The following is a 25218-nucleotide window of genomic DNA, read 5'->3' as shown; positions in this document are numbered from 1 at the left end:
AATAAAGACATTGCGTATCAGTGATATGCCCCAATACTGTTGGTATATCCATAAGAGACTCTGACATAGCCATGCCTGAACACTATCGTTATTCCTTGCCTGTCAAAGCGGGCGACCAGCGCCAGCTGGGTGAACTCACGGGCGCGGCGTGCGCCACGCTGGTGGCGGAAATCGCCGAGCGTCACCCAGGCCCGGTGATTCTGGTTGCCCCGGATATGCAAAACGCCCTGCGCCTGCACGACGAAATTCGCCAGTTCACCGATAGCCTGGTATTCAGCCTGGCCGACTGGGAGACGCTGCCGTATGACAGCTTCTCTCCGCATCAGGAGATTATCTCCTCGCGCCTGTCGACGCTCTATCAGCTGCCGACCATGCAGCGCGGCGTGCTGATTGTGCCGGTGAACACCCTGATGCAGCGCGTCTGTCCGCACAGCTATCTGCACGGTCACGCGCTGGTGATGAAAAAGGGCCAGCGTCTGTCCCGTGATGCCCTGCGCGCGCAGCTTGACGGTGCCGGCTATCGCCACGTCGACCAGGTGATGGAGCACGGGGAATACGCGACCCGCGGCGCGCTGCTTGACCTTTACCCGATGGGCAGCGACCAGCCGTATCGTCTGGATTTCTTTGATGATGAAATCGACAGCCTGCGCGTATTCGACGCTGACACGCAGCGCACGCTGGAGGAAGTAGAGTCGATCAATTTACTGCCCGCGCATGAGTTCCCCACGGACAAAACCGCTATCGAGCTGTTCCGCAGCCAGTGGCGCGATAAGTTCGAGGTGAAGCGCGACGCGGAACATATTTATCAGCAGGTCAGTAAAGGCACGCTTCCAGCCGGGATCGAATACTGGCAGCCGCTGTTCTTCAACGAGCCGCTGCCTGCCCTGTTCAGCTACTTCCCGGCGAACACGCTGATTGTCAACACCGGGGATATCGACGCCAGCGCCAGCCGCTTTGAAAGCGAAACCCGCGCCCGCTTTGAAAACCGTGGCGTTGATCCGATGCGTCCGCTGCTGCCGCCGGAAGCGCTGTGGCTGCGCACCGACGAGCTCAACGCCGAGCTGAAGCGCTGGCCGCGCATGCAGCTGAAAACCGATTCGCTTGCCGAAAAGGCCGCCAATACCAACCTCGCCTTCCGGACGCTGCCGGACCTGGCCGTTCAGGCGCAGCAGAAATCCCCGCTGGATAATCTGCGCAAGTTCCTGGAGTCCTTCACCGGCCCGGTGGTGTTCTCCGTTGAGAGTGAAGGCCGCCGCGAAGCGTTAGGTGAGCTGCTGGGACGCATTAAGGTGGCGCCGAAGCGCATCCTGCGTTTGAGCGAAGCGACCGGAAACGGTCGTTACCTGATGATTGGCGCCGCCGAGCACGGGTTCATCGACACGCTCAACAACCTGGCGCTGATTTGCGAAAGCGACCTGCTGGGCGAGCGCGTCGCGCGCCGCCGTCAGGACAGCCGTCGGACCATCAACCCGGACACTCTGATCCGTAACCTGGCCGAGCTGCATCCGGGCCAGCCGATTGTTCACCTGGAGCACGGCGTTGGGCGCTATCAGGGGATGACCACGCTGGAAGCGGGCGGCATCAAAGGTGAATATCTGATGCTCACCTACGCCAACGACGCCAAACTGTATGTCCCGGTCTCCTCCCTGCATCTGATCAGCCGCTACGCGGGCGGCGCCGAAGAGAATGCGCCGCTGCACAAGCTGGGCGGCGATGCCTGGGCGCGCGCGCGCCAGAAGGCGGCGGAAAAAGTACGCGACGTGGCCGCCGAGCTGCTGGATATCTACGCCCAGCGCGCGGCTAAACAGGGCTTCGCCTTTAAGCATGATAAAGAACAGTACCAGCTGTTCTGCGACAGCTTCCCGTTTGAAACCACGCCGGATCAGGCCCAGGCCATCAACGCCGTGCTGGGCGACATGTGCCAGCCGCTGGCCATGGACCGCTTAGTCTGCGGCGACGTCGGCTTCGGCAAAACCGAAGTGGCGATGCGCGCCGCCTTCCTTGCGGTGGAAAACAACAAGCAGGTGGCGGTGCTGGTGCCGACCACCCTGCTCGCTCAGCAGCACTTTGACAACTTCCGCGACCGTTTCGCCAACTGGCCGGTACGTATCGAGATGCTCTCGCGTTTTCGCAGCACCAAAGAACAGACGCAGATCCTCGAACAGGCCAGCGAAGGCAAAATCGATATCCTGATCGGCACCCACAAGCTGCTGCAAAGCGACGTGAAGTGGAAAGATCTGGGGCTGCTGATCGTCGACGAAGAGCACCGCTTCGGAGTGCGTCATAAAGAGCGCATCAAAGCGATGCGCGCCGACGTCGATATCCTCACCCTGACCGCAACGCCAATCCCGCGAACCCTCAACATGGCGATGAGCGGCATGCGCGATCTGTCGATTATCGCCACGCCGCCGGCGCGCCGTCTGGCGGTGAAAACCTTTGTTCGCGAGTACGATAATCTGGTGGTGCGTGAGGCCATTCTGCGTGAGGTGCTGCGCGGAGGTCAGGTCTACTATCTCTACAACGACGTGGAAAACATCCAGAAAGCGGCGGACAGGCTGGCGGAGCTGGTGCCGGAAGCGCGCATAGCTATCGGTCACGGGCAGATGCGCGAGCGCGAGCTGGAGCGGGTAATGAACGACTTCCACCACCAGCGCTTTAACGTGCTGGTGTGCACCACCATCATTGAGACCGGGATCGACATTCCGACGGCGAACACCATCATCATTGAGCGTGCGGATCACTTTGGTCTGGCGCAGCTTCACCAGCTGCGCGGCCGCGTCGGGCGTTCGCACCATCAGGCCTACGCCTGGCTACTGACGCCGCATCCGAAAGCGATGACCACCGACGCGCAAAAGCGTCTGGAAGCCATCGCCTCGCTGGAAGACCTCGGCGCTGGCTTTGCGCTGGCGACGCACGATCTCGAGATCCGCGGTGCCGGCGAACTGCTGGGTGAAGACCAGAGCGGCTCCATGGAAACCATCGGCTTCTCGCTCTATATGGAGCTGCTGGAAAACGCGGTTGATGCCCTGAAGGCCGGACGCGAGCCGTCGCTGGAAGATCTTACCAGCCAGCAGACCGAGGTCGAGCTGCGTATGCCTTCCCTGCTGCCGGACGATTTCATTCCGGACGTGAATACCCGACTGTCGTTCTACAAGCGCATCGCCAGCGCGAAGAAGGAGAACGAGCTGGAAGAGATCAAGGTGGAGCTGATTGACCGCTTTGGTCTGCTGCCCGATCCGGCGAGAAATTTGCTGGACATCGCGAGGCTGCGCCAGCAGGCGCAAAAGCTGGGGATCCGCAAGCTTGAAGGCAATGAAAAAGGCGGCGTGATTGAATTCGCCGAGAAGAATCACGTCAACCCGATGTGGCTGATCGGCCTGCTGCAAAAACAGCCGCAGCATTTCCGTCTGGATGGTCCAACCCGTCTGAAATTTACCCAGGAGCTGACGGAGCGCAAAACCCGTATGGACTGGGTGCGTAACTTTATGCGCCAGCTGGAAGAGAACGCGATCGCATAACCTCCATTCCCCCTGTTAACTGAGAAAATCCCAGTAGTTTATTAACCGGAAGCGATGAAAGTTGCTTCCGGGAATGAACAGCTTACAGCGCCCCCCTGGTCCGGCTGTAAATCGCTGAGGCGTTTCCTTGCAGGCCGGGGCGAGGCGCAGGGATGCGCCGAGAGGGCGGGCTTTACATGGACGTTGCCTCCGCCCGTCCCCGATAAGCCGGAAGGAATAAGCCGAGGGCACCGCGAAGCGGCGATTTACCGCCGGGAGCCTGGGTCGCCAGGGTGGTGGCGACTGAGCCACCCTGGCACGTTCACCGGTTATGTCGTTAAAGAGTAGCAAGGAACATGAAGTGAACGGAATGACCACCAGAGCCGTATGTTCCCCCTCACCCCAACCCTCTCCCTCAAGGGAGAGGGGGTCGTCCGTTCAGGCATTATTTTATGGGGATCCCTTCCCCCTGTTAGCCCAGCGCTACGGGGGGACAATTTACAAACTCTTTGCACTTCACCCGATCTTCCCGACATACCCATTCGCCATAATTATGTTTAAAGTCTTATAAAACAATAACCTTATCATTTATATGGATTATGGTGATGATGACCTCTTCGCGTTTTACTCGCTGGATGACCCTGTTGGCGCTGGCAGCCACCGTCGCGGTGGCGCTTCCAGCCCGGGCAAACACCTGGCCCCTTCCCCCTCCCGGCAGCAAGGTCGTGGGTGAAAACCGCTTTCATGTGGTTGAAAATAATGGCGGTTCGCTGGAAGCCATTGCCAAAAAATATAACGTCGGTTTTCTGGCCCTGCTGCAGGCGAACCCCGGCGTCGACCCGTATGTCCCGCGCGCGGGCAGCGTACTGACCATCCCGTTACAGACCATCCTGCCGGACGCCCCGCGCGAGGGGATGGTGATAAACCTCGCCGAGCTGCGCCTGTACTATTACCCGCCGGGTAAAAACGAAGTGACGGTCTACCCTATCGGTATTGGTCAGCTGGGCGGCGACACGCTGACGCCGACGATGGTCACCACCGTCTCGGATAAACGCGCGAATCCAACCTGGACCCCGACGGCCAACATTCGTGCCCGCTATAAGGCCCAGGGGATCGCTCTTCCTGCCGTGGTGCCGGCTGGTCCGGATAACCCGATGGGGCACCACGCGATACGCCTCGCGGCATACGGCGGCGTCTACCTGCTGCACGGAACGAATGCGGACTTTGGCATCGGCATGCGCGTCAGCTCCGGCTGTATTCGTCTGCGCGATGACGATATCAAAACGCTGTTTAACGTCGTTACGCCGGGAACTAAAGTGAATATTATCAATACGCCGATTAAAGTTTCAGAGGAGCCCGGCGGCGTGCGGCTGGTTGAGATCCATCAGCCGTTATCGAAAAACATTGGTGACGATCCGCAGACGCTACCCATTAACCTGAATGCCGCGATGGTAAGCTTCAAAACGAATGCGAATACCAACAGCGTGGTGATGGAGCGTGCGATGGAAGCCCGGTCAGGCATGCCGACCGATGTCACCCGGCATCACGATGTCGTCCAGCAGTCGATGTAAATCGGAAATAAAAAAACGCCCTGCTCAGCAGGGCGTTTTTTATTGCAGTGGCATAAATGAGGGTTTATGCCCGGCTTATTTGTAGATGACCGCAGTGCCGTGCAGGGTGTTAGGACCGGTCACTGAGGTGATGCGGTAAGATTTTGCACCCATCTCTTGCGCTTTTTGCGCCAGCTGATCTTCCAGGGAACCCAGGTTAGTACCGGCAGACGCAGAGATTGTCCCGACTTTATGCTGGTCAGCAGGGGTGGATTGCACCTGTACAGCAGCAAAGCTTGCGAAAGAGAGTGAACTCAGAACAGCGGCAGCGATGAGAGTTTTTACGTTTTTCATGATGTTTACCTTTAGCAGATGAATTTGGAGGTCGTTAATCATTTAGTTAACGATCGATAGGTAAATCATAAATGTGATCCAGGTCACGCGTCAACATAATTTTATAACGAGCGTTAACTTAATTTTAAAGTTGTTATTTTTCATACATATATGATTAATTTATTTTTAAGCATTCAGCACTGGTGGCGGGTTGCGTTTATTTTTATAATGGTCATTCACCAAACCAACAGAGGACCAACGGCAAATGACAACCGATGTCACGAGTTGTGCGAAGAAAAGCCGTGGCCGACCAAAAGTGTTTGACAGGGATGCAGCGCTTGATAAGGCCATGACTCTCTTCTGGCAACATGGGTATGAAGCAACCTCGCTTTCCGATCTGGTAGAAGCTACCGGAGCCAAAGCGCCGACGCTGTATGCCGAATTTACCAATAAAGAGGGGCTGTTCAGGGCAGTGCTGGACAGATACATTTCGCGCTTTGCGGCGAAACACGAAGCCCAGCTGTTCTGCGAAGAGAAAAGCGTTGAACAGGCACTTCGGGACTATTTCACCGCCGTCGCGACCTGTTTCACCAGTAAAGAAACGCCTGCGGGCTGCTTTATGATTAACACCTCTGCCACCCTTGCGGCGTCCTCTAAAGAGATTGCCAATACGGTGAAATCACGGCATGCCATGCAGGAGGAGACCCTCAGCGCATTTCTGGCTCAGCGCCAGCAGCGCGGTGAAATCCCCGCGCAATGCAACCCTCAGCTGCTGGCGCAATACCTGAGCTGTATTTTGCAGGGGATGTCGATCAGCGCCCGTGAAGGGGCCACGCTGGAAAAACTGCAGCATATTAGCGAAACCACGCTGCGGCTGTGGCCTGAGCTACTGAAAATCTGAAACAAAAAAAAAGCTCCTCAGCCTGAGCGCATGAGGAGCTAAATTCAGAGAACATCTTTTTTACACTTTGTTATTCAGAACCAGCTGGCCGTTTCCATCCAGTGGAATTTGCGTGCCCGGGTCTTTATCCATGCGGATTTTGCCCTGCTGATCGCCAATTTTGTACGTCACGTCATAGCCCAGCATTTTTTCCGACTTGTCATAGACGGTTTTGCAGCGTTGCTGAGTCGTGGTGTAGGTATCATTATCCTGCATCGCGCCCTGCACCTGGTTACCGGCATAGCCGCCACCCAGCGCGCCGACCACGGTCGCCACGTCTTTACCCCGGCCGCCGCCAAACTGGTGACCAATAACGCCACCCGCTACTGCACCCAGAACAGAACCGGCAATGCGGTTTTCATCCTGCACCGGACGACGGTGCGTCACGGAGACGTTACGGCACTCCTGACGAGGCGTTTTTACGGTTTCTTTAATCGGTGTAGCAGAAACCACCTGCGCATACTGCGGGCCGCGATCTAATACGTTGAGACTGGCAACGGCAGCCACACCTAACGCAGCCGCGACGCCAATCCCTATACCCGCCAACATTGATTTATTCACGGGACTTCCTCCTTTGTTGCTATTGGTAACAATTTTGCAATGGAGGCACGGCTTCGCCAATAAGATAAAGGATCAAAAAAGGGGCGTTGAGAGGAGATATATTGTATTTAGGAGAACTCTTAAGCAGTCAAACTGTGATCTACAGCATGAAATGCTAAAAACTCCCTCCGGAGGGCCCGGAGGGAGTGAAAAATTAGTGCAACTTCAGACGCGGACGGATCACGCGGTTGATTCTGCCCACCAGCATCATCAGCCCGGTTTTGAAGTAGCCGTGCAGCGCAATCTGGTGCATGCGGTACAGGGAGATATACACGAAGCGGGCAATGCGCCCTTCTACCATCATTGAGCCGCGCATCAGGTTGCCCATCAGGCTGCCGACAGTAGAGAAGTTTGACAGCGACACCAGTGAACCGTGGTCTTTGTAGACATAGGCTTTCATTGGCTTGCCTTTGTACTGCGCCAGAATGTTGTGCAGCACCAGGCTTGCCATCTGGTGAGCGGCCTGCGCGCGCGGCGGCACGAATCCACCTTCAGGACGCGCGCAGGAGGCACAGTCACCGATGGCAAAGATTTCAGGATCGCGCGTGGTTTGTAGCGTTGGCTCCGTAACCAGCTGGTTAATGCGGTTGGTTTCCAGACCGCCGATCTCTTTCATAAAGTCAGGCGCTTTGATACCAGCCGCCCAGACCATCAGATCCGCTTTGATATACTCGCCGTCTTTGGTGTGCAGGCCGCCTTCGTCGGCGCTGGTCACCATGGTCTGCGTCAGCACCCGCACGCCCAGCTTGGTGAGCTCATTGTGCGCCGCACCGGAAATACGCGGAGGCAGCGCAGGCAGGATACGTTCACCGGCTTCAACCAGCGTGACGTTCAGCGCTTCGTTAGTTAACCCTTTGTAACCGTAGCTGTGCAGCTGCTTCACCGCATTGTGCAGCTCCGCTGACAGCTCAACGCCCGTCGCGCCGCCGCCGACAATGGCGATATTCACCTTACCGTTCGCACCCATATTGCTGGTGTACTTCAGGAACAGGTTCAGCATTTCCTGATGGAAACGACGCGCCTGGTGCGGGTTATCGAGGAAGATACAGTGCTCTTTCACGCCCGGCGTGTTGAAGTCGTTGGAGGTACTGCCCAGCGCCATGACCAGCGTGTCGTACGCCAGTTTACGCTCGGGAACCAGTAGCTCCCCTTTTTCATCGCGCAGCTCTGCCAGGGTGATGGTTTTGCTTTCACGGTTGATGTCCACCACCGAGCCCAGCTGGAACTGGAAATGATGGTTGCGCGCGTGCGCCAGATAGCTGAGCGCGTCCACGCCCTCATCCAGAGAACCGGTCGCCACTTCGTGCAGCAGCGGTTTCCACAGGTGGCTGTGGTTACGATCCACCAGCGTAATTTTGGCTTTTTTACCGCGACCCAGCTTCTTGCCCAGCTGTGTAGCCAGCTCCAGCCCGCCAGCACCACCGCCTACAATCACTATCTTTTTCAATGGCGTAGTCAACGTGACCCCCTCAAATTATTAACCAATTGTTAATTAAAAGTTATAAAAATAACCCTTAATTAACAACAGGTTACAGCACTGAAACCATTCAGGTGCATTGAGAATACCACGTCAGGCGCATTGGTCATACCAAAATTGATATGCATCAAGTTTTGATGGCTTAAAAGTAGACAATTCTGGTCAAAAAGAAAGCCCGGTGCGCTTTCGCGGCCGGGCTTTGATGCTTGCGGGTAATTGATTAACCCAGCGTTTTAAACGCTTTGATACGCTGCAGATGCGGGGAGATGTTTTTGAACTTGTGGGTCTGTTCTTCGTCCCAGACGATCTCATAGTAATGATGCAGGAGCTCTGCTGCCCGATGGCTGTTGAGCGCTTCATCATTACGGGAAAGGATCACCAGGCAGCGGTCGCGGTTTTTCTCACGAAAATTGCTGACGCACTTGGTCGCAATATCGACATACTCTTCCGGACGGTCAATTTTGCCTTCCATGTTCTCGTTCGGGAACAGGTTAGGATTAAACACCACCTGGCGAATGTCGCACAGGAAGCCAATCCGCTCCGCCCAGTAGCCGCCCAGCCCCACGCCGCAAATCAACGGGCGATCGTCGACGTTGAGCTGCAACATCTTGTCCACCTCTTTGAGCAGATGCTGCATATCATGCTTCGGATGGCGCGTGCTGTAGCTGATCAACCGTACATCCGGATCGATAAACTGCAGCTGCAGCACCTTCTCATGATTACCAGGACTGTTTGAGTCAAAACCGTGTAAATAGATGATCATCGTCTTCTCACCACGCTACGCCTTCCGGGAGGGTTTACAGGCTGGCTTTATGTGCCTGCCAGCGCTCATTCAGGTCTTCAAGCCGGGCGTTGACCGTCTTCCAGCGCGCCGAATCCATCAGCTCCTGACGGCTAAATGAACCTTTATGATACAATTGTGTAACACGCTCTGCATTGATCGGCGACAGGTTATCCAGCACGCTAACGGCACCTTTACGATTATTGCAGACCAGGATCATATCGCAACCTGCATCCAGCGATGCCTGACCGCGTTCAGCGTAGCTGCCCATGATCGCGGCCCCTTCCATCGACAAATCGTCAGAGAAAATCACGCCGTTGAAGCCCAGTTCCTGACGCAGGACGGTTTTCAGCCAGTGCGGAGAGCCGCTGGCAGGACGCGGGTCGACGTCGCTGTAAATCACGTGCGCGGGCATAATGGCATCCAGCTTGTTATCGGTGATAAGCGACTGGAAAACCGACATATCTTTGGCGCGAATTTCCGCTTCCGGGCGCGGATCGCGCGGGGTCTCTTTGTGAGAATCCGCCGTCACCGCCCCGTGACCCGGGAAGTGTTTCCCGGTGGTTTTCATCCCGGCATCGTGCATGCCGTCGATGAACCGGGTCGCCATTGCCAGCGCAATACGCGGATCGTCATGGTATGAGCGCTCGCCAATGGCAGCGCTGATATGCCCTACATCCAGCACCGGGGCAAAGCTGATGTCGATATCCATGGCAATCATTTCGCTGGCCATCAGCCAGCCGGCCTCCTGCGCCAGTTTTCCACCCTCTTCCGTGCCGAGCAGCGCGGCGAATGACTGGGCTGCGGGCAGGCGGGTAAAACCGTCGCGGAAACGCTGCACGCGCCCGCCTTCCTGATCGACTGCCACCACCAGATGGTTACGCGACGCGGCGCGGATCTGACGCACCAGCTCACGCAGCTGCGCCGGATCGTGATAGTTGCGGGTAAACAGGATCAGGCCACCCACCAGCGGATGCGCCAGAATTTCACGCTCCTCCGCATCCAGCTCAAACCCTTCTACATCCAACATGACTGGACCCACATCCACCTCTCTTATCCTTTAGGTTGTAACTGACGCCAGGCATCGTCTGCCAGCGCAATAAATTGTTTGTCTCTGGACTGCCGATAGCGCATTTCAAACCAGCCAGCCATTAACATGATGACCCAGGGTCGCCAGCGCCTGACCTGACGCCTCAGCGCGTCGGGGTCAATATGCGCTACCCGGGCGTATTCCCTGATGAGCATCTGCCGCGCGGCTTCACTCTCCGTCCAGACGGCCGCCAGCTCCAGCGCCACATCGCCATCTCCGGCATACTCCCAGTCGATAAGCCTGATCCCCGCTGGCGTATGAACAATATTCCCGGCATGAACATCCATATGCAGCGGCGTGAGCCGAATCGGCTGCGGCTCGCCCGTTTTACGCAACCGCCTGAGAAGTGCCAGCCACACTGGAGTACGCCTGTCAGGCAGGGCTTGCTGCCAGTAATGTTCCAGCAGTGGGAATAACGTAATTCGCCATCCCAGACGTGGCTGCCGGTGCAGATGATACAGCACCGCCGCAAGCTCCGGCGTGTCCGGCAGCGCGCTTTTAACTTCACCTTCCAGATAGTCGACGGCCATCCAGCCCTGTCTGAAAAAACGAGGGGCAGGCACGAGATCCGCCGTAAGACGTCTCAGGGCACGATACTGACGACGGAAATGGGAGGCAGGCGCGTCGGGGTCGTGATTTTGCCGCAAGACCAGACGTTGTTCGCCCTGCTCTAGAATGCAACTCGCGCCGCCAAGCCCGGAATGGGCCTGTGGCGCGATAAGGCGGTACTGAGGAAAATAGCGCGTCAGAATTTCTTCACGCGTGCCGTCATTGTTGCGTAACCGCACCTTTACCTGACCAGATAATTTCGCCTGTCTGAACCAGCATCAGCTGCATCTGCAGGGCTGGGGTATTCACGTTACCGGTGGCGTTAGAGTAAAGCACATACTGTGCGCCAACGTTACGTGCAATGCCGATCGCCTTGCTGCGGGTACCGAGGCTATCCTGCGGCGACAGGCCCAGCTGCTGTTTGGCGACGGCGAGCTGCTGAGCCGAGACCAGCGTAAACTTGCCGTTGTTAGCGAGAGCATTACGCAGGGTTTCCGTGGCTTCACCCGCGTTCAGCGAACCGTTGGTACGGTTGTTGACGCTGTCGACCAGCAATACGCTGCCCGCCGTCACGCCCTGCGCCTGCAGCATTTTGCCTACCATCGGCTGCATTGCCCCGTTCCAGTCGTAATGGCGCACGCGCGGCGTGGGCTGTGACGTCTGGTCCGGATGTTCAATCGGGCCTGGCTGCGCCGGTATAGACGGTACAGACGGCACGGTTGGCTGCTGCTGCGTTGGCGGTGTCGGCTGTTCAGTACCCGGTTTAGCCTCTTCCACAGGCGCAGGCTGTTCAGTTCGGGTCACACACCCTGCAAGAAACAGAGCGAAAGCTGTCACAAGCGCATAGCGGCTCAAATTTTTAATCAAGGTTCACCCCTCAGAGATAAAGATAAAGTCTCACCTTATGCGCACCCAGATAGTTGGCGCTGCCATAGAGCGTTACCGACGACCTGGCCGGAATGGTGACGCTGCGCGGCGCCTCCAGCGGATGCATTTCAAGACCTCTTACGTCATACCAGAAAAAACGGTAGTGGACCGTCACTGGTTCATGTCTTTCATTAAAGAGCGTAGAGGAGGCTGATGAGTTGATTTCACTGATGGTCAACGCGGGCTGTTGCGCCGTGATGCCCGCGGCAAGCACGGAGGATTCCATGACCAGCGTCTGTTCATCATTCACGGGGATCGCTGGACGCGAGCTGCACCCCACAATCATCATCGCCATTACCAGCGCTGCAATACGCCCTTTCAGCATGTCAAAGACCTTTATGTGCCAGCATCGGCCCCAGAGGACGTCCACCCAGCAGATGCATGTGAATATGATAAACTTCCTGGCCACCATGGCGGTTGCAGTTCATGATCAGACGGTAACCGTCTTCTGCAATCCCTTCCTGTTCAGCGATTCTGGCAGCCACCGTCAGCATACGACCTAACGCCACTTCATGCTCGGTTTTTACGTCGTTTACAGTCGGAATCAGAATATTGGGAATGATAAGGATGTGCGTCGGAGCCTGAGGGGAAATGTCCCGGAAAGCCGTCACCAGTTCATCCTGATAGACGATATCCGACGGGATTTCGCGGCGGATAATTTTACTGAAAATCGTTTCTTCAGCCATGACCTTTTCCTTTTTTGTTTAATCTGGCGCAATGCGTCCGCTGTAAACACACTCCCGGGATCGGTGTGTGACACAATCCAAGAGTATGAGCGAGTTTCTCCTGTCCTTTCAACCTCCTCCCTCGATTTCTTTCCTGAATGTTCATCAGCTGACTGAAGAGTGACCGCTCTCGCGTCTCAGTGGCGTTTTTTAAGACACAAATAAAAAAGGCAGCCATTCGGCTGCCTTAGTCTCCCCAGGTCACAACTTAGTTGCTGCGGATGTACTCATCCATTTCGGTTTTCAGGTTATCGGATTTGGTACCGAAGATTGCCTGTACACCAGAACCTGCAACAACTACGCCCGCTGCGCCCAGTTTTTTCAGACCCGGCTGGTCTACTTTCGCTACGTCGGCAACGCTAACACGCAGACGAGTGATGCACGCGTCCAGGTTAGTGATGTTCTCTTTACCGCCGAACGCTGCGACCAGTGCCGGAGCCATTTCGCTGGTAGCGCCAGCTTTGCTGTCTTCTGTCGCATCTTCACGACCCGGTGTTTTCAGGTCCAGTGCTTTAATCAGCACGCGGAAGATGGTGTAGTAAGCAACCGCATAGCACGCACCCACGATTGGGAACAGCCACAGTTTGCTGCTGTTACCGGACAGAACGATGAAGTCGATCAGGCCGTGAGAGAAGGACGTACCGTCACGCATACCCAGCAGGATACAGATTGGGAACGCCAGGCCCGCCAGAATCGCGTGGATAACGTACAGGATCGGCGCAACGAACATGAAGGAGAACTCGATCGGCTCGGTGATACCGGTCAGGAACGAGGTCAGCGCTGCGGAGATCATGATACCGCCCACTTTTGCACGGTTCTCTGGCTTAGCAGAGTGCCAGATAGCAATCGCAGCTGCTGGCAGACCGTACATTTTGAACAGGAAGCCACCAGACAGTTTACCTGCAGTTGGGTCGCCCGCCATGTAACGTGGGATATCGCCGTGGAATACCTGACCTGCTGCGTTGGTGAATTCACCAATCTGCATCTGGAATGGAACGTTCCAGATGTGGTGCAGACCGAATGGCACCAGGCAACGTTCGATGAAGCCGTAAATACCAAACGCCACAACCGGGTTCTGGTAAGCAGCCCACTGAGAGAAGGTCTGGATAGCAGAGCCGATTGGTGGCCAGATAAAGGACAGGATCACGCCAGTGAAAATCGCTGCCAGACCAGAGATGATCGGAACGAAACGCTTGCCCGCGAAGAAGCCCAGATACTCAGGCAGCTTGATGCGATAGAAGCGGTTAAACATATACGCTGCAATCGCACCGGAGATGATACCGCCCAGAACACCGGTGTCCGCCAGGTGTTTCGCGGCGATCTCTTCTGCCGGTAAATGCAGAACCAGCGGCGCAACCACAGCCATGGTTTTCACCATGATGCCGTAGGCAACCACTGCAGCCAGCGCAGAAACGCCGTCGTTATTGGTGAAGCCCAGAGCCACACCGATCGCGAAAATCAGTGGCATGTTAGCAAAGACAGAACCGCCTGCTTCGGCCATCACGTGGGACACTACGGCTGGCAGCCAGCTGAAGTTAGCAGAACCGACACCCAGCAGGATACCTGCGATAGGCAGTACGGATACTGGCAGCATCAGCGATTTACCGACCTTTTGCAGGTTAGCAAATGCATTCTTAAACATAATTGAGAGTGCTCCTGAGTATTTGTGCTTTTTTTACGCTTTCACGCATTGGCCCGGGGGGAGTACCGTGCCGTGGACAGGACATCTAAGCGCCCTTTATTTATTACACAGAGTAAAATAATTCCCTCTGAGTTTGTTTGACGGCTATCACGTTTCAGCCTAAGGCGGTCGAAAAACTTTCAGTTATTTACAAAAAGCATGTCCGGATGTGTCTAAATACACACTCACCGCCCCAAATGAGGCGGTGAACTTTACTCGCTTTACTTATTAATTACGAGCCTAAAAAAAACAGGTGTATCAAACAGATTGCAGGCGGGCGGGGTCGATATGGAACAGCGTGGAGAAGTTTTCCGTCGTCACGCGGGCCAGCTCATCGATGCTGACGCCCTTCAGTACGGCCATGTACTCAGCCACATCTCTCGTCATAGCGGGCTGGTTCTCTTTACCGCGATGCGGCACCGGTGCGAGATACGGAGAATCCGTCTCCACCAGAATGCGATCGAGAGGAACATAACGTGCAGCATCACGCAGCTGCTCAGCGTTACGGAACGTCACGATCCCCGAAAACGAGATATAAAACCCCAAATCAAGCAGCTTCCGCGCCGTTTCTCTGTCTTCTGTGAAACAGTGTAGTACGCCACCGCAATCCGTCACGTTTTCTTCCCGGAGGATAGCCAGGGTATCCGCACGCGCATCGCGGGTGTGGACGATAACCGGCTTGTTCAGTTCCCGGCCAATGCGAATATGGTTGCGGAAGGACTCCTGCTGGCGCGGTTTGGTTTCCGGCGTGTAAAAATAGTCCAGCCCGGTCTCGCCCATCGCTACCACGCCCTCTTCTGCTGCCAGTCGGCGCAGATCTTCAACGTCGTAGGCCTCGTCCTGATTCAGCGGGTGCACGCCGCAGGAGAACACCACGTTATCGCGAACGCCCACCAGTTCACGCATGGAGCGGTAGCCCGGCAGCGTCGTCGCCACCGCAAGACAGAATTTCACATCGCGGGCAGCGGCTTTTGCCAGCACGTCATCCACGTTTTTATGCAGGGATTGATAATCCAGGCCATCAAGATGGCAGTGTGAGTCGACTAAAAACATAATGTCTCTCTCAGAGATGGGAAACTGGCGGTGTGACGCCGGGTTGCAGGTAATGTTCGATACGCAGTAACTGGTCGGTCAGTAAAAGCTCGCGATTAAGACCCGTCACGGTTAAAAGCTGTTCACGGCTCTGGCAGATGTCATGGAGCATCGCGTGAAGAACCGTCCCTGAGAGGCGGTTCGCCAGCGTATTCACCAGCGGCCACGCGTCCGGGTTGGTCAGAAGCGTTGCCCCTTGCTGGATTTTGAGCGCATCCAGCAGCAAGGAGGCAATCCAGTGCAGACGCTCAGCGGCCCGATCGCTGTTAAGCGCAGGCAGTAAACTTAGCCAGTCGTGACTGTTCAGTGAGGCATCCAGGGCCCGGCAGAGCGTTTCTCGCTCTGACCAGACGTCAGGCTGCAGTAGTGCCAGCGCCGCCGCGGGCGCGCCGCTGCTCAGGCGCAAGGCGGACAGCGCACTCTCAGGTGACGTTGTCACCTCTCGTTCAAGCCAGCTCAGCGCCCACGATTCCTGAGGTACTGCCAGGTGATGAAGACGACAACGGCTGCGCAACGTCGCCAGCAATCGTCCCGGGTCACGGCATGAGAGGAAAAACCACGTTTTAACCGGCGGCTCTTCCAGGGTTTTAAGCAGGGCGTTAGCTGCCGCCTCGGTAAGCAAGGTGGCGTCTTTAAGCCAGACCACTTTAGCGCCGCCCAGTCGCGCGTGTTCATACAGTTTTTCACTGACTTCACGCACGGCATCGATACCGAGCGCGCTTTTACCCTTCTCAGGCTCAAGGGTGTAGTAGTCAGGATGTGTGCCCGCCTGCATCAGCTGGCAGCCACGGCATTTACCACAGCTCTTGTGCCCTTCCGGCTGCTGACACATCAGAAAACGGGTGATGGCATAAATCAACGCATCATCACCCATTCCTGGCAACGCCTGAATCAGTAACGCATGATGCCCCCGACCCGCCTGATAGCTGCCGATCAGCTGTTCAAAGTGTGGGCGCAACCATGGATACCATTTCATGCCTGCTGCTCCTGCACCCACTGCGTAATGGTGTGCTGAATGTCGCGCGTAACGTCGTCCAGAGACTGCGTCGCATCGATGGTACAAATTGAGCTGTCCTGTGCGGCCAGCTCAAGATAGCGCGCACGGGTGCGGTTAAAGAAATCAAACGACTCTTGTTCAATGCGGTCCAGCTCGCCGCGCGCGCGGGCACGTTTGAGACCCACTTCCGGGGTCACATCCAGATAGAGCGTCAGGTCGGGGCGAAAATCACCCAGTACGGCATTACGTAGCGTTGCCAGCATTGTCTGGTCGATGCCGCGTCCTCCGCCCTGATACGCCTGAGTCGACAGATCGTGACGGTCGCCGATAACCCACTTGCCCTCGGCCAGGGCGGGTTTGATCACCGTCTCAACCAGCTGAACGCGCGCCGCGTAGAACATCAGCACTTCGGCTTTGTCAGTGATAACTTCGTCGCCGACGGATTTGATATCCAGTACCAGGCTGCGCAGCTTTTCAGCCAGCTGCGTGCCGCCCGGCTCGCGGGTAAATACCATGTCCGCCACGCCAAGCGCTTTGAGCGTATCCACCACCACGTTGCGGGCAGTGGTTTTACCCGCCCCTTCGAGTCCCTCAATGACAATGTATTTACTGCGCATTTTTTTCCTTAAGTGCCTTCAGATAGTCCTGAACAGAGCGATTGTGGCTGGCAAGGTTGGTGTTAAAGGTATGCCCCCCTTTTCCATCAGCCACAAAATAGAGATACGGTGTTTTAGCCGGATGCGCGGCGGCTTTAAGCGACGCCTCGCTCGGCGTGGCAATCGGGCCTGGCGGTAAACCGCTAATCACGTAGGTATTATACGCCGTTGGCGTCTCCAGATCTTTTCTTGAGATCTTGCCGGTATAGCTCTCACCCATGCCGTAGATTACGGTAGGGTCGGTTTGCAGACGCATGCCGATGCGCAGACGGTTAATAAATACTGACGCCACCCGATCGCGCTCAGCAGCGACGGCCGTCTCTTTCTCGATGATCGAGGCCATGGTGACGAACTGGTTCGGATCGCTGTAAGGCAATCCTTCCATCCGCCCTTCCCAGGCGGCATCTACGGCGGCAACCATTTTTTTGTGCGCCCGCTTCAGGATAGCCACATCAGTCGTGCCTGCCGTGTACATCCAGGTGTCTGGCCAGAACCAGCCTTCCACCCATTCCGGATGTTCAAGCTTCAGCGCTTCTGCCACCGTCTGATAGCTATCGTCTTTTAACGTATGTTTGATATACGGCGCGTCACGCAGCTGTTTGAGGTAATCGCTCAGGCGCATCCCTTCCACAAACCGCAGGGGGAACTGGGCTTCTTTACCGCTTTCCAGCAGCTGCAGCATCTCTCTGACGGTCATTCCCGGCGTAAAGCGATAGGTACCAGCTTTGAAATGTGACAGCTCAGGTTCCACACGCAATAGCCACTGGAATACGCGTGGACGATTGATAATCTTGTCGCCATAGAGCTGTTCCCCAAGCGCCTGACGGCCGGTTCCCGCTTTCAGGGTAAAGATCGTTTCGTCTTTAACCAGGATCTTGCTGTTCGCCAGCTGGCGAACTTTCCATACGCCCGCTCCGCCGGCGACGCCCAGCGCAACGATGAGGATAAGGACAAAGCGCAACATTTTTTTCATGACTATCTGGTTTGCTCACATATCGGGGCTAAAAACTGAAACAGCTCGCGCGAAGACCAGCGTTGTTGGCCATACGCACGGACGGGTACAACAGGCATCAGCGCATTGCAGATGATGACTTCATCGGCGGTCTGTAGCGCCGCTTCTCCTGCGCTAACTTCGACAACGCGAAAGCCAGAGCGTGCCAGCTGTTGCAGACAAAACTGGCGCATTAACCCATTTACGCCAGCGTGTTCCAGCGACGGAGTGAACACCTCTTCCCCCTGCCGCCAGAGTAAATTAGCCGCACAGCATTCCGTAATGAACCCTTCGCTGTCAAGAACCAGCGCCTCATCGGCGTCCGTCTGTTCAAGATGAGTACGAATGAGCACCTGCTCGAGGCGGTTGAGATGCTTAAGCCCGGCCAGCATCGGGTTTCGTCCCAGTCGTACTGGGCTCAGCGTCAGCGTGACGCCGTCTTCTCGCCAGCTAGAATAATGCGCAGGATAAGCAGAAACGGAGAGGATACGCGTTGGGTTGAGGCACGATGCAGCACTGTAACCCCGGCCACCACTGCCGCGGCTGATGATGACTTTGAGTACGCCGCTGTCCTTCCCGGTTGCCAGCTGGCACATTTCCTGACGCAATGTGTCCCAGTGCGTAAAGGCGATCATTAGCTTTTCACAGCCATGCTGCAGGCGTCGAATGTGCGCCTCCAGCAGGCAGACATCGCCGTCCAGAATGCGCGCCGTCGTAAAGCACCCATCACCGAACTGTATCGCCCTGTCGCTGGCAGGCAGCGTGTCCTGCTCAAGGCCATTGATTAAAAACATGGTGGCTCCTTATGCGTGGGCATTTAGTCTGGCAGGATGTCATGCAGCCGACAAGAAGATTAGGCTTAATAAAAAAGGCCCGGCAAGCGGACCTTTTTAAATGCTATCGGGACGTCAGGATCAGATCTTTTTGAAGATCAGAGAACCGTTGGTGCCGCCGAAGCCGAAGGAGTTACACAGGGTGTACTCCATACCGCTAACCTGACGCGCTTCGTGAGGAACGAAGTCCAGATCGCAACCTTCATCCGGGTTATCCAGGTTGATGGTTGGCGGAACAGCCTGATCGCGCAGCGCAAGGATGGAGTAGATTGACTCTACTGCACCCGCCGCACCCAACAGGTGACCGGTCATGGACTTGGTGGAGCTCACCATTACGCGGCTGGCAGATTCGCCGAAGATAGACTTAACCGCCTGAGCTTCAGCTTTATCGCCTGCAGGTGTAGAAGTACCGTGCGCGTTCACGTAGCCAATTTGTGCTGGAGTAATACCCGCATCACGAATCGCGTTTTCCATCGCCAGCGCAGCACCCGCGCCGTTCTCAGGAGGAGACGTCATGTGGTAAGCATCGCTGCTCATGCCGAAACCAACGATTTCAGCATAAATTTTCGCGCCGCGTTTTTTCGCGTGCTCGTACTCTTCCAGTACGATCATGCCCGCCCCGTCGCCCAGCACGAAGCCGTCACGGTCTTTATCCCACGGACGGCTCGCCGCCTGCGGGTTATCGTTACGGGTAGACAGCGCACGCGCCGCACCAAAACCGCCGACACCCAGTGGGGTACTGGCTTTTTCAGCACCGCCCGCAACCATAGCATCTGCATCGCCGTACGCAATAATGCGCGCGGCCTGGCCGATGTTATGTACGCCAGACGTACAGGCAGTCGCGATTGAAATGCTTGGCCCACGCAGGCCGAACATGATGGTCAGGTGACCCGCCACCATGTTAACAATCGTGGACGGAACGAAGAACGGGCTGATCTTACGCGGGCCACCATTCATCAGAGATGTATGGTTTTCCTCGATCAGGCCAAGACCGCCAATCCCGGAGCCGATAGCGGCGCCAATACGGGTTGCGTTCTCTTCCGTAATCACAAGGCCAGAATCCTGCATGGCCTGAACGCCAGCGACAATTCCATATTGAATGAAGGCATCCATCTTGCGCTGTTCTTTGCGCGAGATGATCTCTTCACAGTTAAAATCCTTTACTAAGCCAGCAAATTTCGTTGCATAGGCGCTAGTATCGAAATGGTCGATTAGGCTGATGCCGCTCTGACCGGCAAGGAGAGCTTTCCAGGTGGACTCTACGGTATTGCCGACAGGAGACAACATGCCAAGTCCGGTCACAACTACACGACGCTTAGACACGTTTGTCCTCCAGGGAGGGATAAAAAAAGAGATTCGTGGGACTAAAAAAGATAAAACTCAGGCGGTCGAATGACCGCCTGGAGATGTTCACTTACGCCTGGTGACCGTTGATGTAATCAATGGCAGCCTGAACGGTGGTGATCTTCTCAGCTTCTTCGTCCGGAATCTCAGTATCAAACTCTTCTTCCAGAGCCATTACCAGCTCAACGGTGTCAAGAGAATCTGCGCCCAGGTCTTCAACGAAGGAAGCGGAGTTCACAACTTCTTCCTGCTTAACGCCCAGCTGTTCGCCGATAATTTTCTTAACGCGTTCTTCGATAGTGCTCATACTCTTAAATTTCCTATCAAAACTCGCTTTCGCGATGGTTTTCGTAGTGTATAAAATGTTGAAAAATTTGCAACTAAATCCCGGCAGTTCGTACCACGATTTTACGTTATTTTGAGGCCATTTGCCCTAATAACGCAAATATTTTTCTACACGTCATCATCCAGGCTGCCTCTGCGTTGGCTGCGCCCTCTAATCCCGGTCACATAGTAATCTATGCTCCCAGGCTTCTCGGTCTTGCCGCCTTGATCCAACCAGAATGATTTAGTGTATCTCGTGGTTAAACCATATACATCCCGCCGTTGACGTGGAGGGTCTCACCAGTGATGTAACCCGCTTCGTCAGAGGCTAAAAATGCAACCGCACTGGCGATTTCTTTAGGGTCGCCAAGACGACCCGCCGGAACTGCCGCCAGCGTACCCGCACGCTGCTCATCAGTCAGCGCACGCGTCATGTCCGTTTCAATAAAGCCCGGAGCAACAACGTTTACCGTAATACCGCGGGACGCAACTTCACGCGCCAGCGACTTACTGAAACCAATCAGACCTGCTTTCGCCGCAGCGTAGTTAGCCTGACCAGCATTTCCCATGGTACCAACCACAGAACCGACAGTGATAATACGTCCATGACGCTTTTTCATCATAGCGCGCATTACCGCTTTTGACAGACGGAATACAGATGACAGGTTGGTTTCGATGATATCGTTCCACTCGTCGTCTTTCATTCGCATTAACAGGTTATCGCGAGTGATCCCGGCATTGTTTACCAGAATATCCACTTCACCAAACTCTGCGCGAATATTTTCCAGAACAGATTCGATAGATGCAGGTTCGGTCACATTCAGTACCAGACCTTTACCATTTGCACCCAGATACTCGCTGATGGCCTGAGCGCCATTCTCGCTGGTTGCTGTACCAATCACCTTCGCGCCGCGCGCAACCAGTGTTTCAGCAATTGCACGCCCGATACCGCGGCTTGCGCCAGTGACCAGGGCGATTTTTCCTTCAAAACTCATGGTATTCCTCTTTTATTGCGAGAGTGCCGCTGACATCGCTTCCGGCTCGTTAATCGCCGAGGCTGTCAGGGTGTCAACAATACGTTTTGTCAGACCGGTGAGGACTTTACCTGGGCCGACTTCATACAGGTGCTCAACGCCCTGAGCGGCCATAAACTCAACGGTTTTAGTCCACTGTACCGGGCTGTAGAGCTGGCGAACCAGCGCGTCACGGATCGCTTCCGGCGTGGTTTCGCATTTCACATCGACGTTGTTCACAACGGAAATCGTCGGTGCGTTAAACGTAATTTTTTCCAGCTCAACCGCCAGTTTTTCGGCAGCAGGCTTCATCAGCGCACAGTGAGACGGCACGCTGACCGGCAGCGGCAGCGCACGCTTAGCACCCGCTGCTTTACAGGCCGCACCCGCACGTTCAACCGCTTCTTTATGACCGGCAATAACCACCTGGCCCGGCGAGTTGAAGTTTACCGGAGAGACAACCTGGCCTTCAGCAGATTCTTCACACGCTTTTGCAATTGCAGCATCATCCAGACCGATGATGGCAGACATGCCGCCCGTGCCTTCCGGCACCGCTTCCTGCATGAATTTACCGCGCAGTTCAACCAGACGTACCGCGTCAGCAAACGCGATCACGCCGGCACACACCAGCGCAGAGTATTCACCCAGGCTGTGACCCGCGAGCAGCGCTGGCGCTTTACCGCCCTGCTGCTGCCAGACGCGCCACAGCGCAACTGACGCGGTCAGCAGCGCTGGCTGGGTCTGCCAGGTTTTGTTCAGTTCTTCGGCCGGACCCTGCTGGGTCAGCGCCCATAAATCATAACCCAGTGCATCAGAAGCTTCACGGAAAGTCTCTTCAATTACCGGATAGCGTGCTGCCATTTCAGACAACATCCCAACGGTTTGAGAGCCCTGGCCCGGGAACACAAAAGCAAATTGCGTCATTTTTTATTCCTTATACTAGAAACGAACCAGCGCGGAACCCCAGGTGAACCCGCCACCGAAGGCTTCAAGCAAGACCAGCTGGCCCCGTTTGATTCGTCCATCGCGTACCGCTTCATCAAATGCGCACGGTACCGACGCCGCAGAGGTGTTGCCGTGACGATCCAGCGTCACCACAACGTTATCCATCGACATGCCCAGCTTTTTCGCGGTCGCGCTGATGATACGCAGGTTCGCCTGATGCGGCACCAGCCAGTCGAGCGCGGTACGCTCAAGGTTATTCGCTTCCAGCGTTTCATCAACGATGTGTGCAAGCTCGGTTACCGCCACCTTGAACACCTCGTTCCCTGCCATAGTCAGGTAAATCGAGTTGTCCGGATTAACGCGATCGGCGTTAGGCAGGGTCAACAGTTCGCCATAGCTGCCATCAGCATGCAGATGCGTGGAGATGATACCTGGCTCTTCGGACTGCCCCAGCAGCACCGCACCCGCACCATCACCAAAAATAATGATCGTTCCACGATCGGTTGGATCGCAGGTGCGCGCCAGCACGTCAGCACCGATCACCAGCGCGTATTTAACGGCTCCGGATTTCACGTACTGATCGGCGACGCTCAGCGCATAGGTGAAGCCTGCGCACGCGGCAGCGACGTCAAACGCCGGACAGCCTTTAATGCCGAGCATGTTTTGCACCTGGCACGCTGCGCTTGGGAAAGCATGCGTGGCAGACGTCGTGGCGACCACGATCAAACCAATCTGTTCTTTATCAATGCCCGCCATTTCGATAGCACGCTGTGCGGCTTCGTAACCCATGGTCGACACGGTTTCGTCTGGCGCGGCAATACGACGTTCACGGATACCTGTGCGCGTGACAATCCACTCGTCAGACGTATCTACCATTTTTTCCAGATCGGCGTTGGTACGCACTTGTTTTGGCAGGTAGCTGCCGGTACCTAAAATCTTCGTATACATGTACGCTCAGTCACTTTTAGCTAATACAGATTCCAGGCGAGCGGCAATCCGCTGAGGGACTTGTCGCTGCACCGCCTGCACTGCCTGTTCAATCGCGACAGCAAATGCTCGCTGATTGGCGGCGCCATGACTCTTAATCACGATGCCGCGCAATCCTAACAGACAGGCGCCATTATACTGGTCGGGGTTGAGGTGACTGAATCGCCGCGTCAGGCTCTTTTGTAACCAACGCTTCAATAAAATCAGCCACCAGGCGCTTTTTTTGCCTTCTCCCTGAGATTTCAGCAGAGAAAGAAACATGCGTACGACCCCTTCCATGGTCTTCAACGTGACGTTTCCGGTGAAGCCATCGCACACCAGAACATCCGTTTTACCCGTCAACAACTCATTGGCTTCGAGATAACCAATATAGTTGATGGAGGGAACCTGTTTGAGCAATTCAGCTGCTTCGCGAATGCTGTCCAGGCCTTTGGTCTCTTCTTCACCAATGTTCAGTAACGCAACACGGGGAGTGTTGATTCCGACAACTTCTTCTGCCAGCACCGATCCCATCACGGCAAACTGAGCCAGCATAGTACTATCACAGTCGACGTTAGCGCCCAAATCGAGCACCACCGTCTTGCCCTTTTGCTGATGCGGTAACACCGTCACCAGCGCCGGACGCTCAATACCTTCAATAGGCTTGAGCAGCAATTTCGACAGCCCCATCAGCGCGCCGGTATTTCCCGCGCTGACGCAAGCCTGAGCTCGCCCTTCTTTCACCAGCTCCAGCGCTATCCGCATAGAGCTGCCACGACTATTGCGAATCGCCTGCGAGGGTCGGGCATCACTGGCAATAACTGACTGCGCAGGAATAATCTGCAGACGCGAACGTTGTTCAAAGTCAGCTTTTGCGAGTAATGGCGTGATTGCGTCGGGATTGCCGACTAAAAGAAGTGTGAGTTGCGAATTAGAATTCAGTGCCTGCAATGCTGCAGGCACTGTCACGGAAGGGCCAAAATCTCCCCCCATGACATCTAACGCCAGGGTTAGACGTGTCAAGGTATCGTCGCAGCCTGGTTCGGTAAATTCCCCGTTTGCACGGGGAAATCCTCACTAAGCCTAATCACGCTTGCGCGTGATTACTTAGTGATAACCTTGCGGCCGCGGTAGAAACCGTCAGCGGTGATGTGGTGACGCAGGTGTTTCTCACCAGAAGTCTTGTCTACAGACAGGCTGGTAACTGCGGTCAGCGCGTCATGGGAACGACGCATGCCACGTTTGGAACGGGTTGGTTTATTCTGTTGTACGGCCATGGACCTTACTCCTCAATTACTTACGCTTTAAGCTGGCTAATACGGCAAATGGGTTTGGTTTTTGCGCTTCATCAGGCAGTTCCCCAAAGACCATGTCCGCCTCGGACACTTCACAGTGTTCAGAATCATGCACCGGAACTACTGGCAAGGTGAGGATGATTTCATCTTCAACCAGAGCCAGAAGATCGATTTCACCGAATTCGTTAACCTCAATCGGCTCATACGCTTCCGGGAGTGCTTCAGCCTGTTCGTCAGAACGAACCGGACTGAAACAATACGTTGTGTGAACATGCTGTACAAACGGTTTCCCGCAACGCTGACACTCGAGCGTTACCGTCACCTTTGCATCACCGGTTAAAACGGCGAGACGCTGGTTGTCGATAGCGAACGACATGGAGCATTCTACATCACTGTCCACACTGACTACGGATTCGGCAATACGCTCAGCCTGATCGGAAGTATAGATACCTTCGTAATCGAGGCGTTTTTGAGCCGTACGAACCGGATCAAGAGTCAGGGGTAATTTTACCTTTTGCATAGGGCGCGCATATTAACTTTGTAACGTCATAGAGTCAAAGAAAAAGGCAACCAGAGCTGCCTTTTGCCAATTATTCGCACACATTGCGGCCT

Annotated in this window: 26 protein-coding genes; 3 read left to right on the top strand and 23 right to left on the bottom strand. The window is 55.5% G+C overall.

Features of this window, described 5'->3' with window-relative positions; all coding sequences use genetic code 11:
- Nucleotides 1-71: 71 nt before the first annotated feature.
- Nucleotides 72-3518, top strand: coding sequence for a transcription-repair coupling factor (gene mfd / locus ACERY3_RS04910; protein ID WP_058840825.1), 3447 nt, complete (start codon nucleotides 72-74; stop codon nucleotides 3516-3518).
- 584 nt (nucleotides 3519-4102) lie between these two features.
- Nucleotides 4103-5068, top strand: a complete 966-nt coding sequence (locus ACERY3_RS04905) for a L,D-transpeptidase family protein (RefSeq protein WP_373225173.1) — start codon at nucleotides 4103-4105, stop codon at nucleotides 5066-5068.
- A gap of 75 nt (nucleotides 5069-5143) precedes the next feature.
- On the opposite strand, the gene bhsA is transcribed toward ACERY3_RS04905, so the two are convergent.
- The gene (gene bhsA / locus ACERY3_RS04900; protein ID WP_023616599.1) at nucleotides 5144-5401 is read right to left on the bottom strand and encodes a multiple stress resistance protein BhsA; all 258 of its coding nucleotides are present in this window, start codon (nucleotides 5399-5401) and stop codon (nucleotides 5144-5146) included.
- Between the two features lie 244 nt (nucleotides 5402-5645).
- On the opposite strand from bhsA, the gene ACERY3_RS04895 reads away from it, so the two are divergent.
- Nucleotides 5646-6281 carry a TetR/AcrR family transcriptional regulator gene (locus ACERY3_RS04895; RefSeq protein ID WP_029739866.1) on the top strand — a complete coding sequence of 212 codons (636 nt, stop codon included), beginning with the start codon at nucleotides 5646-5648 and terminating at the stop codon, nucleotides 6279-6281.
- 60 nt (nucleotides 6282-6341) lie between these two features.
- Here ACERY3_RS04895 and ACERY3_RS04890 read toward each other — a convergent pair whose 3' ends face one another.
- The 22 genes from ACERY3_RS04890 to yceD form a co-directional block, all read right to left on the bottom strand.
- Nucleotides 6342-6881, bottom strand: coding sequence for a glycine zipper 2TM domain-containing protein (locus ACERY3_RS04890; protein ID WP_008500779.1), 540 nt, complete (start codon nucleotides 6879-6881; stop codon nucleotides 6342-6344).
- Between the two features lie 193 nt (nucleotides 6882-7074).
- A complete protein-coding gene (locus ACERY3_RS04885) occupies nucleotides 7075-8379 on the bottom strand; it encodes an NAD(P)/FAD-dependent oxidoreductase (protein WP_023335290.1) in 1305 nt (434 codons plus the stop codon).
- A 238-nt stretch (nucleotides 8380-8617) separates the two neighbouring features.
- Nucleotides 8618-9160 carry an alpha/beta hydrolase YcfP gene (gene ycfP, locus ACERY3_RS04880; RefSeq protein WP_008500781.1) on the bottom strand — a complete coding sequence of 181 codons (543 nt, stop codon included), beginning with the start codon at nucleotides 9158-9160 and terminating at the stop codon, nucleotides 8618-8620.
- Between the two features lie 34 nt (nucleotides 9161-9194).
- Nucleotides 9195-10220 carry a beta-N-acetylhexosaminidase gene (gene nagZ, locus ACERY3_RS04875; protein ID WP_058840906.1) on the bottom strand — a complete coding sequence of 342 codons (1026 nt, stop codon included), beginning with the start codon at nucleotides 10218-10220 and terminating at the stop codon, nucleotides 9195-9197.
- 11 nt (nucleotides 10221-10231) lie between these two features.
- The gene (gene thiK / locus ACERY3_RS04870) at nucleotides 10232-11056 is read right to left on the bottom strand and encodes a thiamine kinase (protein ID WP_058840826.1); all 825 of its coding nucleotides are present in this window, start codon (nucleotides 11054-11056) and stop codon (nucleotides 10232-10234) included.
- Entirely contained in the window at nucleotides 11037-11684 is a 648-nt protein-coding gene (gene lpoB / locus ACERY3_RS04865) for a penicillin-binding protein activator LpoB (protein ID WP_023311160.1), read from the bottom strand. Before lpoB ends, thiK begins: the two co-directional genes overlap by 20 nt.
- 10 nt (nucleotides 11685-11694) lie before the next feature.
- Nucleotides 11695-12069, bottom strand: coding sequence for a YcfL family protein (locus ACERY3_RS04860; protein ID WP_023311159.1), 375 nt, complete (start codon nucleotides 12067-12069; stop codon nucleotides 11695-11697).
- 1 nt (nucleotide 12070) lies between these two features.
- Complete coding sequence (gene hinT / locus ACERY3_RS04855; protein ID WP_033145218.1) at nucleotides 12071-12430, bottom strand: purine nucleoside phosphoramidase; 360 nt, start codon at nucleotides 12428-12430, stop codon at nucleotides 12071-12073.
- Nucleotides 12431-12677: 247 nt separating this feature from the next.
- Nucleotides 12678-14111 carry a PTS glucose transporter subunit IIBC gene (ptsG, locus tag ACERY3_RS04850; protein ID WP_029739869.1) on the bottom strand — a complete coding sequence of 478 codons (1434 nt, stop codon included), beginning with the start codon at nucleotides 14109-14111 and terminating at the stop codon, nucleotides 12678-12680.
- Between the two features lie 297 nt (nucleotides 14112-14408).
- Nucleotides 14409-15203 (bottom strand): metal-dependent hydrolase, encoded by a 795-nt coding sequence (locus ACERY3_RS04845; protein WP_058840827.1) that lies wholly within the window; start codon nucleotides 15201-15203, stop codon nucleotides 14409-14411.
- Nucleotides 15204-15213: 10 nt separating this feature from the next.
- On the bottom strand, nucleotides 15214-16218 hold the full coding sequence (gene holB, locus ACERY3_RS04840; protein ID WP_058840828.1) for a DNA polymerase III subunit delta': 1005 nt from the start codon (nucleotides 16216-16218) through the stop codon (nucleotides 15214-15216).
- A complete protein-coding gene (tmk, locus tag ACERY3_RS04835) occupies nucleotides 16215-16856 on the bottom strand; it encodes a dTMP kinase (RefSeq protein ID WP_023311155.1) in 642 nt (213 codons plus the stop codon). Before tmk ends, holB begins: the two co-directional genes overlap by 4 nt.
- Entirely contained in the window at nucleotides 16846-17868 is a 1023-nt protein-coding gene (gene yceG, locus ACERY3_RS04830) for a cell division protein YceG (protein ID WP_058840829.1), read from the bottom strand. The genes tmk and yceG overlap by 11 nt, the downstream gene beginning before the upstream one ends.
- Nucleotides 17869-17870: 2 nt before the next feature.
- Nucleotides 17871-18680, bottom strand: coding sequence for an aminodeoxychorismate lyase (gene pabC, locus ACERY3_RS04825; protein ID WP_058840830.1), 810 nt, complete (start codon nucleotides 18678-18680; stop codon nucleotides 17871-17873).
- A gap of 120 nt (nucleotides 18681-18800) precedes the next feature.
- Nucleotides 18801-20042, bottom strand: a complete 1242-nt coding sequence (gene fabF, locus ACERY3_RS04820; RefSeq protein WP_024909028.1) for a beta-ketoacyl-ACP synthase II — start codon at nucleotides 20040-20042, stop codon at nucleotides 18801-18803.
- 91 nt (nucleotides 20043-20133) lie between these two features.
- Complete coding sequence (acpP, locus tag ACERY3_RS04815; protein ID WP_003857954.1) at nucleotides 20134-20370, bottom strand: acyl carrier protein; 237 nt, start codon at nucleotides 20368-20370, stop codon at nucleotides 20134-20136.
- Between the two features lie 277 nt (nucleotides 20371-20647).
- Nucleotides 20648-21382, bottom strand: a complete 735-nt coding sequence (fabG, locus tag ACERY3_RS04810) for a 3-oxoacyl-ACP reductase FabG (protein ID WP_008500795.1) — start codon at nucleotides 21380-21382, stop codon at nucleotides 20648-20650.
- Nucleotides 21383-21394: 12 nt separating this feature from the next.
- A complete protein-coding gene (fabD, locus tag ACERY3_RS04805; RefSeq protein WP_033145214.1) occupies nucleotides 21395-22324 on the bottom strand; it encodes an ACP S-malonyltransferase in 930 nt (309 codons plus the stop codon).
- Between the two features lie 15 nt (nucleotides 22325-22339).
- On the bottom strand, nucleotides 22340-23293 hold the full coding sequence (locus ACERY3_RS04800) for a beta-ketoacyl-ACP synthase III (RefSeq protein WP_023311150.1): 954 nt from the start codon (nucleotides 23291-23293) through the stop codon (nucleotides 22340-22342).
- A 6-nt stretch (nucleotides 23294-23299) separates the two neighbouring features.
- The gene (gene plsX, locus ACERY3_RS04795) at nucleotides 23300-24334 is read right to left on the bottom strand and encodes a phosphate acyltransferase PlsX (RefSeq protein ID WP_060568787.1); all 1035 of its coding nucleotides are present in this window, start codon (nucleotides 24332-24334) and stop codon (nucleotides 23300-23302) included.
- An 80-nt stretch (nucleotides 24335-24414) separates the two neighbouring features.
- Nucleotides 24415-24588 (bottom strand): 50S ribosomal protein L32, encoded by a 174-nt coding sequence (gene rpmF / locus ACERY3_RS04790; protein WP_003857964.1) that lies wholly within the window; start codon nucleotides 24586-24588, stop codon nucleotides 24415-24417.
- 16 nt (nucleotides 24589-24604) lie between these two features.
- Entirely contained in the window at nucleotides 24605-25126 is a 522-nt protein-coding gene (gene yceD / locus ACERY3_RS04785; RefSeq protein WP_014883375.1) for a 23S rRNA accumulation protein YceD, read from the bottom strand.
- Nucleotides 25127-25218: the final 92 nt, after the last annotated feature.

The sequence above is a fragment of the Enterobacter cloacae complex sp. ESBL7 genome, assembly GCF_041679625.1.
Classification (GTDB): domain Bacteria; phylum Pseudomonadota; class Gammaproteobacteria; order Enterobacterales; family Enterobacteriaceae; genus Enterobacter; species Enterobacter asburiae_B.
This window is presented reverse-complemented; position numbering and strand designations above follow the sequence as displayed.

Coding starts and splice junctions, on each gene's coding strand:
- mfd (WP_058840825.1), top strand. CDS start 72: ATGCCTGAACACTATCGTTATTCCTTGCCTGTCAAAGCGGGCGACCAG.
- ACERY3_RS04905 (WP_373225173.1), top strand. CDS start 4,103: ATGATGACCTCTTCGCGTTTTACTCGCTGGATGACCCTGTTGGCGCTG.
- bhsA (WP_023616599.1), bottom strand. CDS start 5,401: ATGAAAAACGTAAAAACTCTCATCGCTGCCGCTGTTCTGAGTTCACTC.
- ACERY3_RS04895 (WP_029739866.1), top strand. CDS start 5,646: ATGACAACCGATGTCACGAGTTGTGCGAAGAAAAGCCGTGGCCGACCA.
- ycfP (WP_008500781.1), bottom strand. CDS start 9,160: ATGATCATCTATTTACACGGTTTTGACTCAAACAGTCCTGGTAATCAT.
- ACERY3_RS04860 (WP_023311159.1), bottom strand. CDS start 12,069: ATGCTGAAAGGGCGTATTGCAGCGCTGGTAATGGCGATGATGATTGTG.
- hinT (WP_033145218.1), bottom strand. CDS start 12,430: ATGGCTGAAGAAACGATTTTCAGTAAAATTATCCGCCGCGAAATCCCG.
- ptsG (WP_029739869.1), bottom strand. CDS start 14,111: ATGTTTAAGAATGCATTTGCTAACCTGCAAAAGGTCGGTAAATCGCTG.
- ACERY3_RS04845 (WP_058840827.1), bottom strand. CDS start 15,203: ATGTTTTTAGTCGACTCACACTGCCATCTTGATGGCCTGGATTATCAA.
- holB (WP_058840828.1), bottom strand. CDS start 16,218: ATGAAATGGTATCCATGGTTGCGCCCACACTTTGAACAGCTGATCGGC.
- tmk (WP_023311155.1), bottom strand. CDS start 16,856: ATGCGCAGTAAATACATTGTCATTGAGGGACTCGAAGGGGCGGGTAAA.
- yceG (WP_058840829.1), bottom strand. CDS start 17,868: ATGAAAAAAATGTTGCGCTTTGTCCTTATCCTCATCGTTGCGCTGGGC.
- pabC (WP_058840830.1), bottom strand. CDS start 18,680: ATGTTTTTAATCAATGGCCTTGAGCAGGACACGCTGCCTGCCAGCGAC.
- acpP (WP_003857954.1), bottom strand. CDS start 20,370: ATGAGCACTATCGAAGAACGCGTTAAGAAAATTATCGGCGAACAGCTG.
- fabG (WP_008500795.1), bottom strand. CDS start 21,382: ATGAGTTTTGAAGGAAAAATCGCCCTGGTCACTGGCGCAAGCCGCGGT.
- fabD (WP_033145214.1), bottom strand. CDS start 22,324: ATGACGCAATTTGCTTTTGTGTTCCCGGGCCAGGGCTCTCAAACCGTT.
- ACERY3_RS04800 (WP_023311150.1), bottom strand. CDS start 23,293: ATGTATACGAAGATTTTAGGTACCGGCAGCTACCTGCCAAAACAAGTG.
- rpmF (WP_003857964.1), bottom strand. CDS start 24,588: ATGGCCGTACAACAGAATAAACCAACCCGTTCCAAACGTGGCATGCGT.
- yceD (WP_014883375.1), bottom strand. CDS start 25,126: ATGCAAAAGGTAAAATTACCCCTGACTCTTGATCCGGTTCGTACGGCT.